This is a genomic window from Thauera sp. SDU_THAU2, from assembly GCF_038260575.1.
Lineage (GTDB): Bacteria > Pseudomonadota > Gammaproteobacteria > Burkholderiales > Rhodocyclaceae > Thauera.
The window spans coordinates 1,462,836-1,483,952 of record NZ_JBBWUN010000003.1; the positions used below are offsets into that span (position 1 = coordinate 1,462,836).

Genomic DNA, 21,117 nt, shown 5'->3' on the forward strand with positions numbered 1-21,117 from the left:
TGCCGGCATTCTATGCACGCTTTCAGCTGCTTACGAGCCACATCCAGTGCCAATTTGCAACATCGTGCGATATCGTTGCCGAAGGTCTGATTTACAAGGAAAAGGCGGGATGAGGTGGAATAATTCGGGCAAATATGGTGTTGCAGCAATCCTGCTTTCGGCGCTGCTGGTGCTGGCCTCGGCCTGGGGCGTGCGTCATGGCCTGTTGGAAAACGGGGTGCTGCCGCGCGATTGCACCCTGCCCGATGCGCACGGCGGCCTGTGCCTGTTCAAGACGGCTCTGGTGGAGAGTTTCCTGCATCAGCGCATGGGCTGGTTCAGCCTCGCCTGCGGCGGCCTGGCCTTCGTGCTGGGCCGGCGCTGGCTGGCCTGGGTCGGCTGGCTGAGCGGACTGGCCGGGCTGGTGCTGTACAGCTATGAGCCGGCCGCCGTTGGCAGCCTGCTGTCCTGCTGGTGCTTGCCCGTCCCGGGCAGCGAGCGGGCGAGAAGGGGGATGGCAAGGACGAGGCCGGTGGCCAGCCAGGCGATGGCCTGGGGGTTGGCCGGCTCGCTTGACCAGCGCCCGATCACCGAGATTGCGATGATTGCCGCGCAGATGCGCTCGGCGCGGCCGTGCGCAGCCTGTGTCCAGCCGAGCGCGCCGAGCAAGGCTGCGGGAGCGAGATAGAGCAGGGTCGGGAAGTCGCGATAGCGGGGATCGACGAACAGCAGCAGCGCGGCGATGGCGGCGGCGAACAGCAGCAGGCCGCGCAGCAGGCCGAGCGCGCCATCCGGCCAGCAGCCGGCGGAGGTCCGGCGCAGTGTCCGCCATGCCTGTTCGGCGCTGGGAATGGTGGCGCCGCGCCATGCGGCGAAGCCTGCGGCGAGCAGGATGCCGAGCAGCGCGACAGCGCCGAGCACCGTCCATTCGAGCACATCCCGGTAGGCGAGGCGCGCATGTTCGGCATGGAGCACGGCGATCAGGCCGGTGGTGGCGCCGAGGACGGTCAGCGCCGCCCGTCGCAGGACGCCGCCCCAGCTGCTACCGAGGCCGAGCAGCAAACCTGCCGCCGCGCCGGCGGCGAGGCCGGCGATGACGCTGCCCAGCCCCGAACGCTCGGCCACCGGGCCGGCGAACGGAAACTTCGGCTCCAGCGTCGAGGCGTCGAGCATGCCCCAGAAGCCGCCCACCGTGCCTTCGAGCCGGCGTTTCCAGGGCTGGTCGATGGCTTCGATCAGGTTGTAGTCCCAGCCCTGCGCATGGGCCTGGTGGACGAATTCCCTTACATATCGCGCCTGGTTGACCTGCGACGGACGCGACTCCTCGCGCTGGCGCCCCTGGCTCGGCCAGCCGGTTTCGCCGATCAGGACGTGCTTGCCGGCGAAGTGTTCGCCGACGTGCCTGCGGGTTGCGGCGACGTGTTCGAGCGCATCGGCGATGTCGACCGGTTCGTCCTCCCAGAAGGGCAGGATGTGGACGGTGACGAAATCGACTTCCTGCGCCAGGCTGTCATGCCGTGTCCAGAATTCCCAGACGTCGGCGTAGGTGACCGGCACCTTGGCGCGCGCCTTGGCTTCGCGGATCAGCGCGCGCATTTCGTCTTCGCTGCGCTCGCGCCGCAGCAGCACTTCATTGCCGACGATCAGGGCGCGGACGACGTCGGCATTGTCGTTGGCGAGTCCGATCGCACGCTCGAGCTCGGCGGCGTTCATTTCCCGGTCGTAGCCGATCCAGGCGCCGAGCAGCACCTGGACGCCGACTTCGCGCGCGATTTCGGGCACCTGCTCCAGTCCCTGATTGACCGAATACAGGCGTACGCAATCGGTGATCCCGGCCAGGGCGCTGAGGTCGGCGTGGATCTGCTCGCGGGAAATGCGCAGGTCCGGATCGAAGGGGGTCTGCCCGGGGCGGTGGTAGGGAGCGTAGGAGACGCACTTCAGCTTTTCGCCGTCGGCCAGGCGAAGATCGTGCATGGGCACCGGGCGGGTCTGCCAGCCGACCCATGCGAGCAGGCCGGCGAGCAGGGCCAGGTGGCAAAGCAGCAGGGCGAGCCAGAGGGGCTTGCGGTCATCGTGGAGCTTCGGCATGGTGGATCGGTCTGCAGAGGCGGGCGGTGGAGATGAGGCCGTAGGGGAAAAAGAAGCCACGCCCCAGGCGAGGCGTGGCTTCGGTGTGACAGGTGCGGATTCTACCGGACTCAGCTTTCGTAGTCGCTCATCGGCACGCAGGCGCAGAACAGGTTGCGGTCGCCATAGACGTCGTCGATGCGATTGACGCTGGGCCAGAACTTGTTTCCCGCCACCCAGGGCAGCGGGAACACTGCCTGCTCGCGCGAGTACGGGCGCGACCATTCGCCGATGAAATCGGCCTGGGTGTGCGGCGCGTTCTTCAGCGGATTGTCGTCCGCCGGCCAGGCGCCATTCTCGATCTGGCGGATTTCCTCGCGGATCGCGATCATCGCGTCGGCGAAGCGCTCCAGTTCGTGCAGGTCTTCCGACTCGGTCGGCTCGACCATGATGGTGCCGGCCACCGGGAAGGACATCGTCGGCGCGTGGAAGCCGTAGTCCATCAGGCGCTTGGCGATGTCGACCTCGCTGATGCCGGTCGCCGCCTTGATCGGGCGGATGTCGAGGATGCACTCGTGGGCGACGCGGCCCTGGCTGCCGGTGTAGAGCACCGGGTAGTGCTGCTGCAGCCGCGCGGCGAGATAGTTGGCGTTGAGGATCGCTACCTCGGTGGCACGCTTCAGCCCTTCGCCGCCCATCATCGTGATGTACATCCACGAGATCGGCAGGATGCTGGCCGAGCCGAAGGGCGCGGCGGAAACGGCGCCCTGGCCGAGGTTGGCCCGTCCGGCGTCGCCGGTCGGCTGCACGACGTGGTCGGCCATGAAGGGCGCGAGGTGCGCCGCCAGCGCGATCGGCCCCATGCCCGGTCCGCCGCCGCCGTGCGGGATGCAGAAGGTCTTGTGCAGGTTCATGTGGGTGACGTCGGCGCCGATCGTGGCGGGCGAGGTCAGCCCGACCTGGGCGTTGAGGTTGGCGCCGTCCATGTAGACCTGGCCGCCGTGGGCATGGACGATCGCGCAGATTTCGCGGATCGACTCCTCGAACACGCCGTGGGTCGAGGGGTAGGTGATCATCAGCGCGGCGAGCCTGTCGGCGTGCTGCTCCGCCTTCGCCTTCAGGTCGGCGACATCGACGTTGCCGTTGTCGTCGCAATCGACGACGACGACCTGCATGCCGCACATCTGCGCGGTGGCGGGGTTGGTGCCGTGGGCCGAGCGCGGGATCAGGCAGACCGTGCGCTGGGTATCGCCGCGGCTGGCGTGGTAGCGCGCAATCGCCACCAGACCGGCGTATTCGCCCTGGGCGCCGGAGTTGGGCTGCATGCAGACCGCCAGGAGGCCGGTGATTGCGCGCAGATGGTCGGCCAGGCCTTCGATCATCTCGAGATAGCCCGCAGCCTGCTCGCGCGGCGCAAGGGGTGCAGGTTGGCGAACTCGGGCCAGGTCACCGGGATCATCTCGCTGGTGGCGTTGAGCTTCATCGTGCACAGAGCCGAGCGAGATCATCGAATGGTCGAGCGCGAGGTCGCGGTTCTGCAGCTTCTTCAGATAGCGCAGCATCTCGTGCTCGGTGTGGTGGGTGTTGAACACCGGGTGCGACAGGATCGCGTCGCCGCGCAGCAGCGCCGGCGGGAGTCGGCCGCCGGCCTGGGCCACGCGCGTATCGAGCGCATCGACATCGGTAGTGGCGCCGAAGCAGCCCAGCACGACAGCGATGTCCTCGCGGGTGGTGGTTTCATCGACCGACAGGCCGAGGCGGCTGTCCGACACCCGGCGCAGGTTGTAGCCGGCGGCGAGGGCTGCGTCGGCAATGGCAGTGGTGCGCGGGCCGGTGTCGACTTCGATAGTGTCGAAGAAGGCATCGCTGCCGGCGTCGAAGCCGGCGTCGCGCAGCCCGGCGGCGAGCATCGCGGCGAAGCGGTGGATGCGCGCGGCAATGGTGCGCAGCCCCTGCGGGCCGTGATAGACGGCGTAGAAGCCGGCCATGTTGGCGAGCAGCACCTGGGAGGTGCAGATGTTGGAGTTCGCCTTCTCGCGGCGGATGTGCTGTTCGCGCGTCTGCAGCGCCATGCGCAGCGCGGTCTTGCCGCGGGCGTCCTTCGAGACGCCGATGATGCGGCCCGGCATCGAGCGCACATGGGCTTCGCGGGTGGCGAAGAAGGCGGCGTGCGGGCCGCCGAAGCCCATCGGCACGCCGAAGCGCTGCGCCGAGCCGAGCGCGATGTCCGCGCCCATGGCGCCCGGGCTCTTGAGCAGCACCAGCGCCATCAGGTCCGAGGCGACGGCGACGACGGTGCCCTTGGCCTTGGCCGCAGCGATGGTTTCGCTCAGGTCCGTGACTTCGCCGCGGGCGTTCGGGTATTGCAGCAGCGCGCCGAACACCTCGTGCAGGGCGGCATCCTCCGCCTTGCCGAACACCAGCTCATAGCCGAAGTAGTGGGCGCGGGTGCGGACCACGTCGATCGTCTGCGGGAAGCAGGCTTCGTCGATGAAGAAGGCGTTCGATTTGGACTTCGACACCCGGCGCGCCATCGTCATCGCCTCGGCGGCAGCGGTGGCTTCGTCCAGCAGCGAAGCATTGGCGAGTTCCAGGCCGGTGAGGTCGATCACCATCTGCTGGTAGGTCAGCAGCGCTTCGAGGCGGCCTTGCGAGATTTCGGCCTGGTAGGGGGTGTAGGCGGTGTACCAGCCCGGGTTTTCCATGACGTTGCGCAGGATCACCGCCGGTGTGTGCGTGCCGTAATAGCCCATGCCGATCATGGACTTGTTGACGACGTTGCGGCCGGCGATGGCCTTCAGCCTGGCGAGCGCCTCGTGTTCCGGCGTCGCCGCGGCGAGCGGCAGCGGCGCTTCGAGGCGGATGCCCGCGGGTACGGTCTGCTCGATCAGGGTGTCGAGATTGCCGACGCCGAGTGTCGCGCACATGCGTGCGACCTCGTCGGCGTTCGGTCCGAGGTGGCGATGGATGAAGGCATCGCGCTGCTCCAGCCGGGCGAGCGGAGCAGAAAGCAGGGAGTCGGTCATGGTCGGTCGGAAAACTCGGGCGTGGGTGTTCAGGCCTGGGCGATTTCGGCGGCGTAGCCGGCGGCGTCCATCAGGGCATCGACATCGGCGGCATTGGCCGGCTCGAGCTTGAACAGCCAGTTGGCGTAGGCGTCGGCATTGACGCTTTCGGGGGCGTCGGCCACGTCCTGGTTGGCGGCAATGATTTCGCCGGCGACGGGCGCGTAGATGTCGGATGCGGCCTTGACGGATTCGATCACGGCACATGCTTCACCGGCGCTGACGCTGCGGCCGGCTTCGGGCAGTTCGAGGAAGACGACGTCACCCAGCGCCTCCTGGGCGTGGTCGGTGACGCCGATGGTCAGGCTGCCGTCGTCTTCGACGCGGATCCATTCGTGGGACTTGAGGTACTTCAGTTCGTTGGGGATGTTGCTCATGAGAGGTTCTCCGGACTGGATCGAATGAAGGGACCGGCTGTCTGGCGACCGATCCCGTGGAATGGTGCGTGTACGCTCAGACGAGCGGCTTGCCGTTGCGAACGAAGGGAAGCTTGACCGTACGGGCCTTCAGCCGCTTGCCGCGGATCTCGACTTCGACGTCTTCGCCTGCCTGCGTCGCAAGCGGGACGCGGACGAAGCCGATGGAACGTTCGAGCGTCGGCGAGAAGCTGCCGCTGGTGGTTTCGCCTTCGCCGGCAGCCGTGAAGACCTTCATGTGGGCGCGCAACACGCCCTTGTCCTCGAGGATCAGGCCGAGCAGACGGCGGCTGGCAGGTGTGGCTTCCAGCGCGGCGCGGCCGACGAAGTCGCGGTTTTCGTCCTTCAGATCGACGGTCCAGGACAGGCCGGAATCCAGCGGCGAAACGCTCTCGTCCATGTCCTGCCCATAGAGATTCATGCCGGCTTCCAGGCGCAGCGTGTCCCGCGCGCCCAGGCCGCAGGGCTCCACGCCGGCGGCATCAAGCGCCTGCCACATGCTTTCCGCGCGGTTCGCCGGCAGGGTGATCTCGAGACCGTCTTCGCCGGTGTAACCGGTGCGCGCAATCAGCAGTTCGCCGGCGCGAACGGCACTGAACGGTGAGGGGAGGTCCTGTGTGGACAATTCGGGAATCGCAGTGCGGGCGCGTTCGATCGCCTGCGGGCCCTGGATTGCGATCATCGCCAGGTCGCGCCTGCTGGCTAGCGTCACGTTGGCGCCCGTGCCGGCGATGCGTGTGCGCATCCAGGCGACGTCCTTGTCGGCCGTGCCGGCGTTGACGACGATGCGATAGTCGTCGGCACCGAAGCGATAAACGATCAGGTCGTCGATGACGCCGCCCTGTTCATTGAGCATGCAGGAATAGAGCGCTTTGCCCGAGTCGCTCAGCTTGGCGACGTCGTTGGCAAGCAAGCCGCGCAGGAAGGGCGTTGCATCCGGGCCCGTCAGATCGAGCGCCAGCATGTGCGATACGTCGAACATGCCCGCATCGCGGCGCACCGCGTGGTGCTCCTCGATCTGTGAGCCGTAGTTGACCGGCATGTCCCAGCCGGCGAAGTCGACCATGCGTGCGCCAGCGGCGACATGGGTTGCGTGGAGCGGGGTGTGCCTGGAAGAGGTGCTCATCGTTGCGGCTCCGGTAGTCGTGAACGAAAAAGGGCGAACGCGGCCAGTTTGCCGGATTCGCCCCATCTGTCCCTTGTACCTGAGAGATTTCGCCCTGAGCCGCTGCGTCAAGCGTATCTATATATAGATAGATGTTCCTGAACGCTGAGCGCGGCAAAGACCCGGACGGTGCCCCTTCGGTGGGTGCGTCACGCCGTCGGGCGTTCGCACCGCTCTCCAGACTTGCACTTCGCACGCGGTCCTTTTGCCTGAGCGGTTCCGGGGGGTTGCGCCTTCGGCGACTCCGTGTCGGGAGTTCTCTCCCGCGTGTCGCGCGCAAGATAGCACATCGCGGCATATCGTGAACAGCATGACTCGCGTTGATGGCGCGATCGTGAATGCCTTTTCTCGGTGCTTGGCAGTACAGTCCCGGGCCGGAGGAGTGCGCTGCATTGGCGGTGTGCAGGGAAAATTTGGATGCGTTTCACTTTGTGCTTGCGCTTTTATTTTTGGTGTCTATAATGCCGATCTTTCTCGCGGCGCCCAGGTTTGATTTCGGGGTGATGCGGGGCTTCCGGGTGGGTTTGGAGGCGGGGTTTTCCGGGTTGTTTTTCTGGTTTTTGTTTTTCAGGAAGGCGGTTCGGGGTGGTTGACAGGGAGTTGTCTGTTGGTCATAATCTCGCTTCTGTGCTGACCGGCACGGATCTTTAACAACTTGAACAACCGATAAGTGTGGGTGCTTGGTGGTTGTGGTCTCGGCAGCTTCGGCTGCGGTTTCACAATGATTAGGTGCTCATACTGCAAGTCAGTATTTTGAGTACTTTGTAGGATTGAACTTAAGAGTTTGATCCTGGCTCAGATTGAACGCTGGCGGCATGCTTTACACATGCAAGTCGAACGGCAGCGCGGGCTTCGGCCTGGCGGCGAGTGGCGAACGGGTGAGTAATGCATCGGAACGTACCCAGTCGTGGGGGATAACACATCGAAAGATGTGCTAATACCGCATACGTCCTGAGGGAGAAAGCGGGGGGACCTTCGGGCCTCGCGCGATTGGAGCGGCCGATGTCAGATTAGCTAGTAGGTGGGGTAAAGGCCCACCTAGGCGACGATCTGTAGCGGGTCTGAGAGGATGATCCGCCACACTGGGACTGAGACACGGCCCAGACTCCTACGGGAGGCAGCAGTGGGGAATTTTGGACAATGGGGGCAACCCTGATCCAGCCATGCCGCGTGAGTGAAGAAGGCCTTCGGGTTGTAAAGCTCTTTCGGCCGGGAAGAAATCGCGCTCTTTAATAGAGGGTGTGGATGACGGTACCGGACTAAGAAGCACCGGCTAACTACGTGCCAGCAGCCGCGGTAATACGTAGGGTGCGAGCGTTAATCGGAATTACTGGGCGTAAAGCGTGCGCAGGCGGTTTGCCAAGACAGGCGTGAAATCCCCGGGCTTAACCTGGGAACTGCGCTTGTGACTGGCAGGCTAGAGTACGGCAGAGGGGGGTGGAATTCCACGTGTAGCAGTGAAATGCGTAGAGATGTGGAGGAACACCGATGGCGAAGGCAGCCCCCTGGGCCTGTACTGACGCTCATGCACGAAAGCGTGGGGAGCAAACAGGATTAGATACCCTGGTAGTCCACGCCCTAAACGATGTCGACTAGTCGTTCGGAGCAGCAATGCACTGAGTGACGCAGCTAACGCGTGAAGTCGACCGCCTGGGGAGTACGGCCGCAAGGTTAAAACTCAAAGGAATTGACGGGGACCCGCACAAGCGGTGGATGATGTGGATTAATTCGATGCAACGCGAAAAACCTTACCTACCCTTGACATGTCTGGAATCTTGGTGAGAGCCGAGAGTGCCTTCGGGAGCCAGAACACAGGTGCTGCATGGCTGTCGTCAGCTCGTGTCGTGAGATGTTGGGTTAAGTCCCGCAACGAGCGCAACCCTTGTCACTAGTTGCCATCATTAGGTTGGGCACTCTAGTGAGACTGCCGGTGACAAACCGGAGGAAGGTGGGGATGACGTCAAGTCCTCATGGCCCTTATGGGTAGGGCTTCACACGTCATACAATGGTCGGTACAGAGGGTTGCCAAGCCGCGAGGTGGAGCCAATCCCTTAAAGCCGATCGTAGTCCGGATCGTAGTCTGCAACTCGACTACGTGAAGTCGGAATCGCTAGTAATCGCAGATCAGCATGCTGCGGTGAATACGTTCCCGGGTCTTGTACACACCGCCCGTCACACCATGGGAGTGGGTTTCACCAGAAGTAGGTAGCTTAACCTTCGGGAGGGCGCTTACCACGGTGAGATTCATGACTGGGGTGAAGTCGTAACAAGGTAGCCGTATCGGAAGGTGCGGCTGGATCACCTCCTTTCAAGAGAAAAGAGGTCATGGTTGCCAAGTATCCACAACTTATCGGTTGTTCAGGCGAAGAGCCTCGAAGGTGCATGAGAAGAGGGTCTGTAGCTCAGCTGGTTAGAGCACCGTCTTGATAAGGCGGGGGTCGTTGGTTCGAACCCAACCAGACCCACCAGGATTTAGGGTTGCTTGAAGCCTTGGTTGCTGAAGACAAGGGGGCTGTAGCTCAGCTGGGAGAGCGGCGGCTTTGCAAGCCGTAGGTCGTCGGTTCGATCCCGACCAGCTCCACCAGGTCATGCGCGTTTCGGGAAGTCAGAGATGGTGTTTTAGATAGACACCATCTCTGACTTCTTGATCGGTAGCGATACCGGTTTGAGGTTTGCTCTTTAACAAAGTGGAAGAAGTGTAGTACGCATCGAGCCGGTGCGTACTGCAGTTGTGTGATTGCATTGGCTCAAACTGCGTTGTCAGCACAGTTTGGGCCGCACAAACGAGTTCGACCTGTGACAGGGGTGCTTCTGTGGAGGCACCAAGGTTATAGGATCAAGCGACTAAGTGCATGTGGTGGATGCCTTGGCGATCACAGGCGATGAAGGACGTGTAAGCCTGCGAAAAGCGTGGGGGAGCTGGCAATAGAGCTTTGATCCCACGATGTCCGAATGGGGAAACCCGGCCCGCAAGGGTCATCCCTGGCTCAATACATAGGCCAGAGGAGGCGAACGCGGCGAACTGAAACATCTAAGTAGCCGCAGGAACAGAAATCAACCGAGATTCCGTAAGTAGTGGCGAGCGAACACGGAAGAGCCTGCACGACTAAACCATCAGCTTAGCAAAACGGTCTGGAAAGTCCGACGATACAGGGTGATAGTCCCGTATGCGAAAAGCCGGTGGCGGGTCTGGGCGTGCGACAAGTAGGGCGGGACACGTGTAATCCTGTCTGAAGATGGGGGGACCATCCTCCAAGGCTAAATACTCGTGATCGACCGATAGTGAACCAGTACCGTGAGGGAAAGGCGAAAAGAACCCCGGGAGGGGAGTGAAATAGATCCTGAAACCGCATGCATACAAACAGTGGGAGCCCCTGCAAAAAGCCTTTTGGGGTTCTTTGGACGAGGCGTGAGCCGAGTCAAAAGAACAAAGGGGAAAAAGTTGGGGAGGAAAAAAAACCCGGAGGGTTGTTGAGGGGTGACTGCGTACCTTTTGTATAATGGGTCAGCGACTTACGTTCAGTAGCGAGCTTAACCGAATAGGGGAGGCGTAGCGAAAGCGAGTCTGATAAGGGCGTCGTAGTTGCTGGGCGTAGACCCGAAACCGGATGATCTATCCATGGCCAGGATGAAGGTGCGGTAACACGCACTGGAGGTCCGAACCCACTAACGTTGAAAAGTTAGGGGATGAGCTGTGGATAGGGGTGAAAGGCTAAACAAATCCGGAAATAGCTGGTTCTCCCCGAAAACTATTTAGGTAGTGCGTCGTACGGACACTTGCGGGGGTAGAGCACTGTAATCGTTGGGGGGGTCACTGCGATCTACCCCGCGATAGCAAACTCCGAATACCGCAAAGTGATATACGGCAGACAGACATCGGGTGCTAACGTCCGGTGTCAAGAGGGAAACAACCCAGACCGCCAGCTAAGGTCCCAAATGCATGGCTAAGTGGCAAACGAGGTGGGAAGGCACAGACAGCTAGGAGGTTGGCTTAGAAGCAGCCATCCTTTAAAGAAAGCGTAATAGCTCACTAGTCGAGTCGTCCTGCGCGGAAGATGTAACGGGGCTCAAGCCATGAACCGAAGCTGCGGATGTGTCTTTGACACGTGGTAGGGGAGCGTTCCGTAGGCCTGCGAAGGTGTCTCGTAAGGGATGCTGGAGGTATCGGAAGTGCGAATGCTGACATGAGTAGCGATAAAGGGTGTGAAAAGCACCCTCGCCGTAAGCCCAAGGTTTCCTGCGCAACGTTCATCGGCGCAGGGTGAGTCGGCCCCTAAGGCGAGGCAGAAATGCGTAGTCGATGGGAAACAGGTCAATATTCCTGTACCGGTTCTAGATGCGATGGGGGGACGGAGAAGGTTAGGTTGGCCATCTGTTGGAATAGGTGGTTCAAGCGTGTAGGCGTGCCCGGTAGGCAAATCCGCCGGGCTGAGCTGAGGCGTGATAACGAGGACCCTCGGGTCCGAAGCAACTGATACCCTGCTTCCAGGAAAAGCCTCTAAGCTTCAGTCTAGAACTGACCGTACCGCAAACCGACACAGGTGGGCTGGTAGAGAATACCCAGGCGCTTGAGAGAACTCAGGAGAAGGAACTCGGCAAATTGATACCGTAACTTCGGGAGAAGGTATGCCCCGTTAGCTTGTAGGAGTACATCCGAAGGGCGAAGGGGCCGCAGAGAATCGGTGGCTGCGACTGTTTATTAAAAACACAGCACTGTGCAAACACGAAAGTGGACGTATACGGTGTGACGCCTGCCCGGTGCCGGAAGGTTAAGTGATGGGGTGCAAGCTCTTGATCGAAGCCCCGGTAAACGGCGGCCGTAACTATAACGGTCCTAAGGTAGCGAAATTCCTTGTCGGGTAAGTTCCGACCTGCACGAATGGCGTAACGATGGCCACACTGTCTCCTCCTGAGACTCAGCGAAGTTGAAATGTTTGTGAAGATGCAATCTCCCCGCGGCTAGACGGAAAGACCCCATGAACCTTTACTGTAGCTTTGCATTGGACTTTGACGGGACTTGTGTAGGATAGGTGGGAGGCTATGAAACCGGGACGCCAGTTCCGGTGGAGCCAACCTTGAAATACCACCCTGGTGTCGTCGAGGTTCTAACCCAGGCCTGTGAATCCAGGTCGGGGACCGTGCATGGTGGGCAGTTTGACTGGGGCGGTCTCCTCCCAAAAGGTAACGGAGGAGTACGAAGGTCACCTAGGTACGGTCGGACATCGTACTGATAGTGCAATGGCAAAAGGTGGCTTGACTGCGAGACCCACACGTCGAGCAGGTGCGAAAGCAGGTCATAGTGATCCGGTGGTTCTGTATGGAAGGGCCATCGCTCAACGGATAAAAGGTACTCTGGGGATAACAGGCTGATTCCGCCCAAGAGTTCACATCGACGGCGGAGTTTGGCACCTCGATGTCGGCTCATCACATCCTGGGGCTGTAGTCGGTCCCAAGGGTATGGCTGTTCGCCATTTAAAGTGGTACGTGAGCTGGGTTTAAAACGTCGTGAGACAGTTTGGTCCCTATCTGCCGTGGGCGCTGGAAGTTTGAGAGGGCCTGCTCCTAGTACGAGAGGACCGGAGTGGACGCACCCCTGGTGTACCGGTTGTGACGCCAGTCGCATCGCCGGGTAGCTATGTGCGGAAGAGATAACCGCTGAAAGCATCTAAGCGGGAAACTCGCCTCAAGATGAGACTTCCCCGGGGCCTCGAGCCCCCTGAAGGGTCGTTGAAGACCACAACGTTGATAGGTCGGGTGTGGAAGCGTGGCAACACGTTGAGCTAACCGATACTAATTGCCCGTGTGGCTTGATCCTATAACCTTGGATACACACACTAGAACTCGAAAAAAGTGCGCAACACGCGCACCAATCACACAACACGCACACTTCTTCCTACTTTGCCCTGAAAGGCCACAACGCCTCCCAGGGAACAAGTCACAGTCTGACGACCACAGCTTTGTGGAACCACCCCTTCCCATCCCGAACAGGACCGTGAAACACAAACGCGCCGATGATAGTGAGGTCCGCCCTCGTGAAAGTAGGTCATCGTCAGACTAACTACTCCGTAAAAATGCCCGACCAACACACCTGTGGTCGGGCTTTTTTACGTCTATAGCCTCACGTTCAACAGCCGTTCGATGCAAAAAAGCGCGCAAACTGCGCGCTTGGGCATTGTTTTCAATGCTGCTGTGTCAGCTGCGGGCGGGAATCAGCAATTCCGCTTCGCCGTCGATGACGACGGTGTCGCCGCAGGTGCAGACCGTCGAAAACACGGCCCGGCGCTTTTCCGCCTTGAGCTCCTTCACCGTCACACGGGCAACGACGGTCTGGCCGATCTTCACCGGTGCCTTGAACTTGAGGTTCTGCGACAGGTAGATGCAGCCGGGGCCGGGCAGACGGGTGCCGAAGACGGCGGAGATCAGGCCGGCGGAAAGCATGCCGTGCGCGATGCGGCCGCCGAACATCGTGCTCGAAGCGAATTCCTCGTCCAGATGGACGGGGTTCGTGTCGCCCGACACGCCGGCAAACAGCAGAATGTCCGCTTCCGATACGGTACGGGACATCGAGGCGGACTGGCCGAGCGTGAGATCCTCGAAGCGGTAGCCGTACAGTTCGTCGAAATTCCGGGTGTTGTCGCTCATGTTTCGGTTCCTGTTGAAATGATCGCGGCGTCCAGGTGGGTGACGCCGGGAGGCGTCAATATAGCCGATCTGATTGCCCAGGGCATGAATGAAGCATCCTGCCGCGGGGCTTGCGCGCGAAGGGCACTTGCAGTCCGGAGAGCTTCGGTGCCTCGGGTATAATCCGGGGCTCGATATCGAGCGGCTGCCTGCCGTTCGTCCACGCTTCCTCTCCATGAAGAACATGACTTCGATTCTCAAGCTACGCGGTGCCCTGGCGCTGTCCTCTTCCCGTCTGGAACGTCTTTCTAGGGCTGTCGCCGAGCTTCAGCCCAGGCTCAAGGCCCTTGCTGCGGAGCACTGGTATTTCGTCGAGATATCGGCGCCGCTGTCGATTGAGGAACAGGAACGCCTGGCCGATCTGCTCGATGCGCGTCCCGCGACAGCGGTGTTGCCGGCGGGGGCCCTGAAGCTGGTCGTGCCGCGGCTGGGCACGATTTCGCCCTGGTCCTCGAAAGCGACCGACATCGCCCACCAGTGCGGCTTCAGCCAGATCGTGCGGATCGAGCGCGGCATCGCCTACACGATCGATGCCCGCGGCGCGGAAGACAATGCCGCACTGCTGCCGCTGCTGCACGACCGCATGACCGAGTCGGTGCTGAACGCCGTCGATGAGGCTGAAGCCCTGTTCCACCATTACGAGCCGCAGCCGCTGACCTCGGTCGATATTCTTGCCGGCGGGCGCGAGGCGCTGGAGAAGGCGAACGGGGAGCTCGGGCTCGCGCTGTCCGAGGACGAGATCGACTACCTCGTCGACAACTTCGGCCGCATGGGACGCAACCCGACCGACGTCGAGCTGATGATGTTCGCGCAGGCCAACTCGGAGCACTGCCGGCACAAGATCTTCAACGCCGACTGGGTGATCGACGCGCGGCCGATGGACAAGTCCCTGTTCGGCATGATCAAGGATACGCACAAGGCCCATCCCGAAGGCACGGTGGTCGCCTATTCGGACAATGCCTCGATCATCGAGGGCGCCCGCATCGCGCGACTGTATCCGGATGCGGACAAGGCCTTCCGCTACCACGAGGAAGAAACCCACATCCTTGCCAAGGTCGAGACGCACAACCACCCGACGGCGATTTCGCCCTTTCCCGGAGCGGCGACCGGTGCCGGGGGCGAGATCCGTGACGAAGGTGCGACCGGGCGCGGCTCGCGGCCCAAAGCCGGGCTGGCGGGCTTCACCGTGTCCAACCTGAACATCCCGGATTTCGGCCAGCCCTGGGAAAAGGCCTACGGCAAGCCCGACCGCATCGCATCGGCGCTCGACATCATGATCGAAGGGCCGATCGGCGCCGCCGCCTTCAACAACGAATTCGGCCGCCCGAACCTGGCGGGCTATTTCCGCACCTTCGAGCAGGAAGTCGAAGGCGAGGTGCGCGGCTACCACAAGCCGATCATGATCGCGGGCGGCCTCGGCAGCATCCAGGCCCGGCAGTCGGAAAAGCCGACTTTCCCGCCCGGCACCCTGCTGATCCAGCTCGGCGGCCCAGGCATGCTGATCGGCCTCGGCGGCGGTGCCGCATCGTCGATGGCGACCGGCACCAACACCGCCGATCTCGATTTCGCCTCGGTGCAGCGCGGCAACCCGGAGATCCAGCGCCGCTGCCAGGAAGTGATCGACGCCTGCTGGCAGCAGGGCGACAACAACCCGATCATCGCCATCCATGACGTCGGCGCCGGCGGCCTGTCGAACGCGATGCCGGAACTGGCCGACCATGCCGGCCTCGGCGCGCACTTCGAGCTGCGCGAAGTGCATATCGAGGAGCCGGGCATGAGCCCGCGCGAGATCTGGTCGAACGAATCCCAGGAACGCTACGTGCTGGCGATCGCGCCCGAAAGCCTGCCGATGTTCCAGGCCTTCTGCGAACGCGAGCGCTGCCCCTTCGCGGTGCTCGGCACGGCGACAGCCGATGGCCATCTCACCGTCTCCGATCGCCATTTCGGCAACAAGCCGGTCGATATGGACATGAAGGTGCTGCTCGGCAAGCCGCCGAAGATGACGCGCAAGGTGTCGCGCCGCGCCGTCCATCTGCCGCCTTTCGACACCACCGGCTTCGACCTGAAGGAAGCCGGCCTGCGCGTGCTGCGGATGCCGGCGGTCGCCAGCAAGAGCTTCCTGATCACCATCGGCGACCGCTCGGTCGGCGGTCTGACCGCGCGCGACCAGTTCGTCGGCCCCTGGCAGGTGCCGGTGGCCGACGTGGCAGTCACCGCGATGAGCTTCCAGGGCTATCGCGGCGAAGCCTTCGCGATGGGCGAGCGCACGCCGCTGGCCTGCGTCGATGCGCCGGCCTCGGGCCGCATGGCGATCGGCGAGGCCATCACCAACATCGCCGCCGCCGACATCGGCAAGCTCGGCGACGTCAAGCTGTCGGCCAACTGGATGGCGGCGGCCGGTCATCGCGGCGAGGATGCCAGGCTCTACGACACGGTTAAGGCCGTGTCCGATTTCTGCATCACGGCAGGGCTGTCGATTCCGGTCGGCAAGGATTCGCTGTCGATGCGCACCGCCTGGCAGGACGAAGGTCGGGACAAGCAGGTGGTCGCACCGCTGTCGCTGATCGCCACCGCCTTCGCGCCGGTGCGCGACATCCGCAGCACGCTCACGCCGCAGCTGCAACTGCCCGAAGGCGTCGATACCGAACTGCTGCTGATCGACCTCGGCAACGGCCTGAACCGCCTCGGCGGCTCGGCTTTCGCCCAGGCCTACGGTTCGGTCGGCGAGCATGCGCCGGACGTCGATCCGGTGCAGCTCAAGGCCTTCTTCGATGCCATCCAGCGCCTGCGCGCGGACGATCTGCTGCTGGCCTACCACGACCGCTCCGATGGCGGGCTGTTCGCTGCCGTCTGCGAAATGGCTTTCGCGGCCAGGTGCGGCCTGTCGCTGGTGCTCGACACCGTCTGCTACGACCCCTACATGAACGACGTCGATGGGCTGGAGAAGAAGCCCGACACGCTCAAGGGCCGTTTCGACGATCGCCTGTTCGCCGGCCTGTTCGCCGAGGAGCTCGGCGCGGTGGTGCAGATCCGCCGCGACGACCGCTCGCGTATCACCGAAGTGCTGCGCTCGGCAGGGCTCGCCTACCACTTCATCGGCGAGCCGAACGCGATGGACGAGATCGCCTGCGCCGCAGCGCCAAGCTGGTGTTCGCCGCCAGCCGCGTCGAGCTGCTGCAGGCCTGGTCGGAGACCAGCCATCGCATCGCGATGCTGCGTGACGATCCGGAGTCGGTCCGCCAGGAGTTCGAAGACCTGGCCGATGCCGCCGATCCCGGCCTGTCGGTGTCGCTGGGCTTCGACGTCAAGGAGGACGTTGCCGCCCCCTTCATCGCCAGCGGCGTGCGGCCGAAGCTCGCGGTGCTGCGCGAGCAGGGCGTGAATTCGCAACTGGAAATGGCCGCAGCCTTCGAGCGCGCCGGTTTCACGCCGGTGGATGTGCACATGTCCGACCTGCAAGCGGGCCGGATCGATCTGGCCGATTTCCACGGGCTGGCGGCATGTGGCGGCTTTTCGTACGGCGATGTGCTGGGGGCAGGGCAGGGCTGGGCCAAGTCTATCCTGTTCAACAGCCGCCTGCGCGACGAATTCGAAGCTTTCTTCCGCCGCAGCGATACTTTCGCCCTCGGCGTCTGCAACGGCTGCCAGATGATGGGCCATCTGGCGCCGATCATCCCGGGTGCCGAAAACTGGCCGACCTTCCACCGCAACCGCAGCGAACAATTCGAAGCCCGCTTCGTCATGGTGGAAGTCACCGACAGCCCGTCGATCCTGTTCAAGGGCATGGCGGGCAGCCGCATGCCGATCGTCGTCAGCCACGGCGAAGGCCGGACCGTGTTCGCGAGCGAGCAGGATCGCACAGCCGCCTTGATGGCATTGCGATATATTGATCGTCATGGCTCGCCCACCGAGCGCTATCCCTCGAATCCGAACGGCTCGGCGGGCGGTGCGACCGGTTTTACGACGGCGGACGGACGGTTCACCATCATGATGCCCCACCCCGAACGCACGGCGCGTACCTTGCAGATGTCCTGGGCGCCGCGCTGGCTGGTGGAGGAGAGCCCGGATGCCTCACCCTGGCTGCGCATGTTCCGCAATGCGAGAGCATGGCTGGGATGATTCTCCGGAGGTGATTCTGCCGGCCCAGTATTGCCCAAACTGGGGATGCAGGGCCCGGACCGAACTCAGGTCCGGTGTCGTCCTGTCGTTAAAGAGTTTCCGACCGAGAAATCACCCTTCGTCGAAAGGGTGCTCATGGAGCCTTTGATTGAATAGCACGATTCCGGCAAGCGAGGTCCAGATCGGGATGTACGTCGCGGACATCGACCGGCCCTGGGTGGAGACACCCTTCATGTTGCAGGGCTTTCTTGTCACGACGTCCGATGAACTCCAAACCTTGCAGCGCCTTTGCAAGCATGTCGTCATCGACCGCAGTCGCTCGGTCGGTGAGCACCAGCGCACCCGCGCAGTCGAGAAGGACGAGCCGCTCAAGGGGCCGGGCCTTCGTTCGAGCACGGCCGACGAGGAGGAGCGGGACAGTCGCGAGGAGGCTTCGCGCTTCCTCGCCGTTGCACGCAGCTTCAGAGGCAGGATTCACACCCAGCGCAGGCCGAGCATTCCGCGTGTCAGGGCTGCAGATGGCCGCAGCCGCCTCGAATCCGAGCTGTTCTATTCCGCGCCGATCGTTGATGACGTGTATCGCGCCCTGCGGGAAACCCAGGTGGCGATCGATGCCGGCGACAACATCGACATCGTCCGCCTGGAAGGCCTGGTGGGCGAGATGGCGCAGGGGGTCGAGCGCAATTCCGATGCCCTGATGTGGCTGACCCGCCTGAAGCGCACGGATCGCTACACCTATGACCATGCGCTCAACGTCTCGGTCCACGCCATGGTGTTCGCCCGCTTCGTCGGACTGGACACGAGAAACATTCGTCAGCTCGGGCTGGCGGGCTTGTTGCAGGATATCGGCAAGGTCAGGATCGACCCCGACATCCTGGCCAAGGCAGGGCCGCTGGACGACGGCGAGTTCGAGCACGTGCGCGCCCACGTGCTGCACACCCTGGCACTGCTCAAGGCCAGCGACAACGTGGACCCCGAGATCTTCGGCATCATTGCCGCGCATCACGAGCGTTTCGACGGCAGCGGCTATCCGCGCGGTCTGAAGGGCATGAACATCCCGCTGGCCGCCGAGATGGCCGGCCTCGTCGATACCTATTGTGCGATGACCCGGGACAGGGTCTATTTGCCGGCGGTGTCGAGCCAGCGCGCGATGGAAGAGATCAACCGGCTGCGCAACACCTTGTTCCGCGACGCGCTGGTCGACCAGTTCCTGCAATGCATCGGGCTGTATCCGATCGGGACGCTGGTGGAGCTCAATTCCGGCGAAGTGGCCGTGGTCATCCAGCAGAACCAGGTACGGCGGCTGCAGCCGCGCGTCATCATCATCCTCGGACCGGACAAGGCGGTCGAGCGCTTTCCGCGGATACTGGACCTGCTGATGCAGCCCGAAACGGCTGCCGGAGAACCTTACCGGATTCTCCGCGCCTTGCCCCCCAATGCATACGGCATCGATCCCAATGATTTCTACCTGGCCTGACCGATGGCACTCCTGAGCTCTCCCGATTTGTTGCCGGCCCTGAACGAAATTTCGTGCCACCCGATGGACGGCAGTCCCCAGGGGGCCGAGCTCGGGGTCATCGCGGCCAGCATCCAGCCCAACATCTCCATCTGCCGGCTGTCGCTCGAGCAGGGCCGCAGGCTCGAGAGCGAGATGGGCGTGATTCTCAAACGGCTGCTGCGCAGCGGCGACAGCCTGTTCGCGCTTGGCCGGGGAGAATGGCTGATCGTGCTGCCGGCACTGCCGAGCAGGGCGGTGCTGACCCTGGCGATGTTGAAGATCGAGCAGGTCTTCGGCGAATCTCCGTTCCAGTTCGATGGCCTGGAACTGCCGATCCAGTTCATCTGCGGCGCGGCAGTGTCTCCCGAGCACGGCGAGGATCCGTCCTATCTGGTGCAGTCGGCGTGGATCGCGGCGCTCGATGCACAGCAAAGAGGCGAGCGGGGCGCGATATACGACAAGTCGATGGAGCGGACGTCGCCGCGGCTCGCCGTCCTCGAACGTGACCTCCACGGCGCGTTTGGCGGTGACAGGCCCTTGCAGCTTTTCCTGCAGCCCAAGGTTCACGCGATCGATGGCGAGTGCGATGCTGCCGAAGGCTTGCTGCGCTGGGAGCGCGTGCCCGGCGAATGGGTGGCGCCACCCGTGGTGCTCGGCCTGATCGACAGGCTCGGCATGCGCCATCGCTTCAACCGCTGGCTGTTCCAGCATGCAGCCCAGGCGCTTGCGCGGCTGGATGCGGAGGGTTTCGACATCACGCTGTCGATCAACCTGTCCGCCACCGATCTCTACGATGCCGAAGTTCCCGACCTCATCGGCCAGGCCCTGTCCACGTGGGGGATGCCCCCTCGCAAGCTGTGTCTCGAGATCACCGAGACCGACATGGTCGACGATGCGAGGGAAGGCGTTGCCGACGTGCTCTGCCGCCTGCGCCTGCTCGGCGTCAAGCTCTCGATCGACGACTTCGGCACCGGCTTTTCGGGCATGAGCCGGCTCAAGCATCTGTCGGTGCAGGAGGTGAAGATCGACCGCAGTTTCGTCGTCGATCTGCTGAGCTCGGAACGGGATCGGGAAATCGCCTCGTCGATCATCGAGCTGTCCCATCGTCTGGGGGTCATGGTGACGGCCGAAGGCGTCGAGGATGCGGAGACCGCGGCTGCGCTTGCCGCCCTAGGTTGCAACCATCTGCAGGGTTTCCATTTTTCGCCGGCGCTGGCGCTGGACGATTTCGTTGCCTGGCTCAGGCGCTACGACGCCTCCCGCATCCATCCAGGCTCATTGTCCTGAGACAAAAGGGCGCCTGAGCGACATCAAGGTCTGCCCGGAGCCTGTGGGTATATATAATCCGCGGACGATGTCCAGCCTGCCGACCCGTGCGCCGCTTTCGTAAACGCCTTCCTGCCTGACCACCCGCGCATGCATGAGTCCGTCTGCACCTGCCGGTGCATGAATTCCCGCGCCTGACCGCCTCCACCACCATCCGACGTCGCGGTCCGGGCCTTGCATGTGTTTTGTCGTCGAGGACTTCGATCATGAAGAAAACTGCTCTTGCCCTGGCTCTCGTCCTGGGTTCCCTGCCGGCTTTTGCCGATGTCACCGTTGCCGATGCCTGGGTTCGTGCCACCGTGGCGCAACAGAAGGCCACGGGTGCGTTCATGCAGCTGAAATCGGATCGTGCCGCCCGCCTCGTTGCCGCCGCTTCGCCGCTTGCCGGCGTGGTCGAGATCCACGAGATGCGTATGGAAGGCGAGGTGATGAGGATGAACCCCGTCGCCGCCCTGGATCTTCCGGCCGGGGAGACCGTCGAGCTCAAGCCCGGCGGCTATCACGTGATGCTGCTGGACTTGAAGCAGCAGGTGAAGGCGGGCGACGAGGTGCCGTTGAGCATCGTCATCGAGCAAGCCAACGGCGAGCGCCGGACGATCGAGCTCAAAGTGCCGGCCTGCCCCCTCAACGCAGTCGCCGGCGGGCATAGGCACGGCCAGCACTAAGTCCGATTCATAGATTCGTTGCGTAGCGGCACGGAATCGCCGCCTGCCGCCCAACGCCACACCCGCAGCCCGGTTTCGGGCTGCGGGTGTGGTCGTGCGCCTGCGTCGATCCTGCGCTCGGCGGCAGCCGGCAGGC

At 62.9% G+C, this 21,117-nt stretch carries 8 protein-coding genes, 2 tRNA genes, 3 rRNA genes, 1 pseudogene and 1 riboswitch; of the genes and pseudogenes, 9 read left to right on the forward strand and 5 right to left on the reverse strand.

What is annotated here, in order from left to right:
• Positions 1-414: 414 nt before the first annotated feature.
• From AAFL97_RS08110 to gcvT, 4 genes are all read right to left on the reverse strand, one after another.
• Entirely contained in the window at positions 415-2,067 is a 1,653-nt protein-coding gene (locus tag AAFL97_RS08110) for a glycoside hydrolase family 17 protein (RefSeq protein ID WP_341644477.1), read from the reverse strand.
• A 110-nt stretch (positions 2,068-2,177) separates the two neighbouring features.
• Positions 2,178-5,072: an aminomethyl-transferring glycine dehydrogenase gene (gcvP, locus tag AAFL97_RS08115; RefSeq protein ID WP_341644478.1), complete on the reverse strand. Its 2,895-nt coding sequence runs from the start codon at positions 5,070-5,072 to the stop codon at positions 2,178-2,180.
• Between the two features lie 29 nt (positions 5,073-5,101).
• Entirely contained in the window at positions 5,102-5,488 is a 387-nt protein-coding gene (gene gcvH / locus AAFL97_RS08120) for a glycine cleavage system protein GcvH (RefSeq protein ID WP_341644479.1), read from the reverse strand.
• Between the two features lie 76 nt (positions 5,489-5,564).
• Positions 5,565-6,653, reverse strand: a complete 1,089-nt coding sequence (gene gcvT / locus AAFL97_RS08125; RefSeq protein WP_341644480.1) for a glycine cleavage system aminomethyltransferase GcvT — start codon at positions 6,651-6,653, stop codon at positions 5,565-5,567.
• Positions 6,654-6,879: 226 nt separating this feature from the next.
• A riboswitch (glycine riboswitch) is annotated at positions 6,880-6,968 on the reverse strand.
• Positions 6,969-7,464: 496 nt separating this feature from the next.
• Here gcvT and AAFL97_RS08130 point away from each other — a divergent pair.
• The 5 genes from AAFL97_RS08130 to rrf all read left to right on the forward strand — a co-directional run bounded on the left by AAFL97_RS08130 (position 7,465) and on the right by rrf (position 12,747).
• Positions 7,465-9,001: ribosomal RNA gene (locus tag AAFL97_RS08130) — 16S ribosomal RNA — on the forward strand.
• Between the two features lie 82 nt (positions 9,002-9,083).
• A tRNA-Ile gene (locus tag AAFL97_RS08135) sits at positions 9,084-9,160 on the forward strand.
• Positions 9,161-9,200: 40 nt separating this feature from the next.
• Positions 9,201-9,276, forward strand: a tRNA-Ala gene (locus AAFL97_RS08140).
• Between the two features lie 250 nt (positions 9,277-9,526).
• A 23S ribosomal RNA gene (locus AAFL97_RS08145) occupies positions 9,527-12,507 on the forward strand.
• 126 nt (positions 12,508-12,633) lie between these two features.
• Positions 12,634-12,747: ribosomal RNA gene (rrf, locus tag AAFL97_RS08150) — 5S ribosomal RNA — on the forward strand.
• The 16S, 23S and 5S rRNA genes sit together here with 2 tRNA genes alongside, the layout of an rRNA operon.
• Positions 12,748-12,884: 137 nt before the next feature.
• Here the strand turns inward: rrf and AAFL97_RS08155 are convergent.
• A complete protein-coding gene (locus AAFL97_RS08155) occupies positions 12,885-13,334 on the reverse strand; it encodes a MaoC family dehydratase (RefSeq protein WP_341644481.1) in 450 nt (149 codons plus the stop codon).
• Between the two features lie 223 nt (positions 13,335-13,557).
• On the opposite strand from AAFL97_RS08155, the pseudogene purL reads away from it, so the two are divergent.
• The 4 genes and pseudogenes from purL (at position 13,558) to AAFL97_RS08175 (ending at position 20,981) form a co-directional block, all read left to right on the forward strand.
• Positions 13,558-17,492: pseudogene (purL, locus tag AAFL97_RS08160) on the forward strand (phosphoribosylformylglycinamidine synthase).
• Positions 17,493-17,640: 148 nt separating this feature from the next.
• Positions 17,641-18,969 carry an HD-GYP domain-containing protein gene (locus AAFL97_RS08165; RefSeq protein ID WP_341644482.1) on the forward strand — a complete coding sequence of 443 codons (1,329 nt, stop codon included), beginning with the start codon at positions 17,641-17,643 and terminating at the stop codon, positions 18,967-18,969.
• Positions 18,970-19,032: 63 nt separating this feature from the next.
• Entirely contained in the window at positions 19,033-20,277 is a 1,245-nt protein-coding gene (locus AAFL97_RS08170; RefSeq protein ID WP_341644483.1) for a GGDEF domain-containing phosphodiesterase, read from the forward strand.
• A 245-nt stretch (positions 20,278-20,522) separates the two neighbouring features.
• A complete protein-coding gene (locus tag AAFL97_RS08175; protein WP_341647120.1) occupies positions 20,523-20,981 on the forward strand; it encodes a copper chaperone PCu(A)C in 459 nt (152 codons plus the stop codon).
• The last annotated feature ends 136 nt before the right edge of the window (positions 20,982-21,117 follow it).

Coding starts and splice junctions, on each gene's coding strand:
- gcvH (WP_341644479.1), bottom strand. CDS start 5,488: ATGAGCAACATCCCCAACGAACTGAAGTACCTCAAGTCCCACGAATGG.
- gcvT (WP_341644480.1), bottom strand. CDS start 6,653: ATGAGCACCTCTTCCAGGCACACCCCGCTCCACGCAACCCATGTCGCC.
- AAFL97_RS08175 (WP_341647120.1), top strand. CDS start 20,523: ATGAAGAAAACTGCTCTTGCCCTGGCTCTCGTCCTGGGTTCCCTGCCG.
- AAFL97_RS08110 (WP_341644477.1), bottom strand. CDS start 2,067: ATGCCGAAGCTCCACGATGACCGCAAGCCCCTCTGGCTCGCCCTGCTG.
- AAFL97_RS08155 (WP_341644481.1), bottom strand. CDS start 13,334: ATGAGCGACAACACCCGGAATTTCGACGAACTGTACGGCTACCGCTTC.
- AAFL97_RS08170 (WP_341644483.1), top strand. CDS start 19,033: ATGGACGGCAGTCCCCAGGGGGCCGAGCTCGGGGTCATCGCGGCCAGC.
- gcvP (WP_341644478.1), bottom strand. CDS start 5,072: ATGACCGACTCCCTGCTTTCTGCTCCGCTCGCCCGGCTGGAGCAGCGC.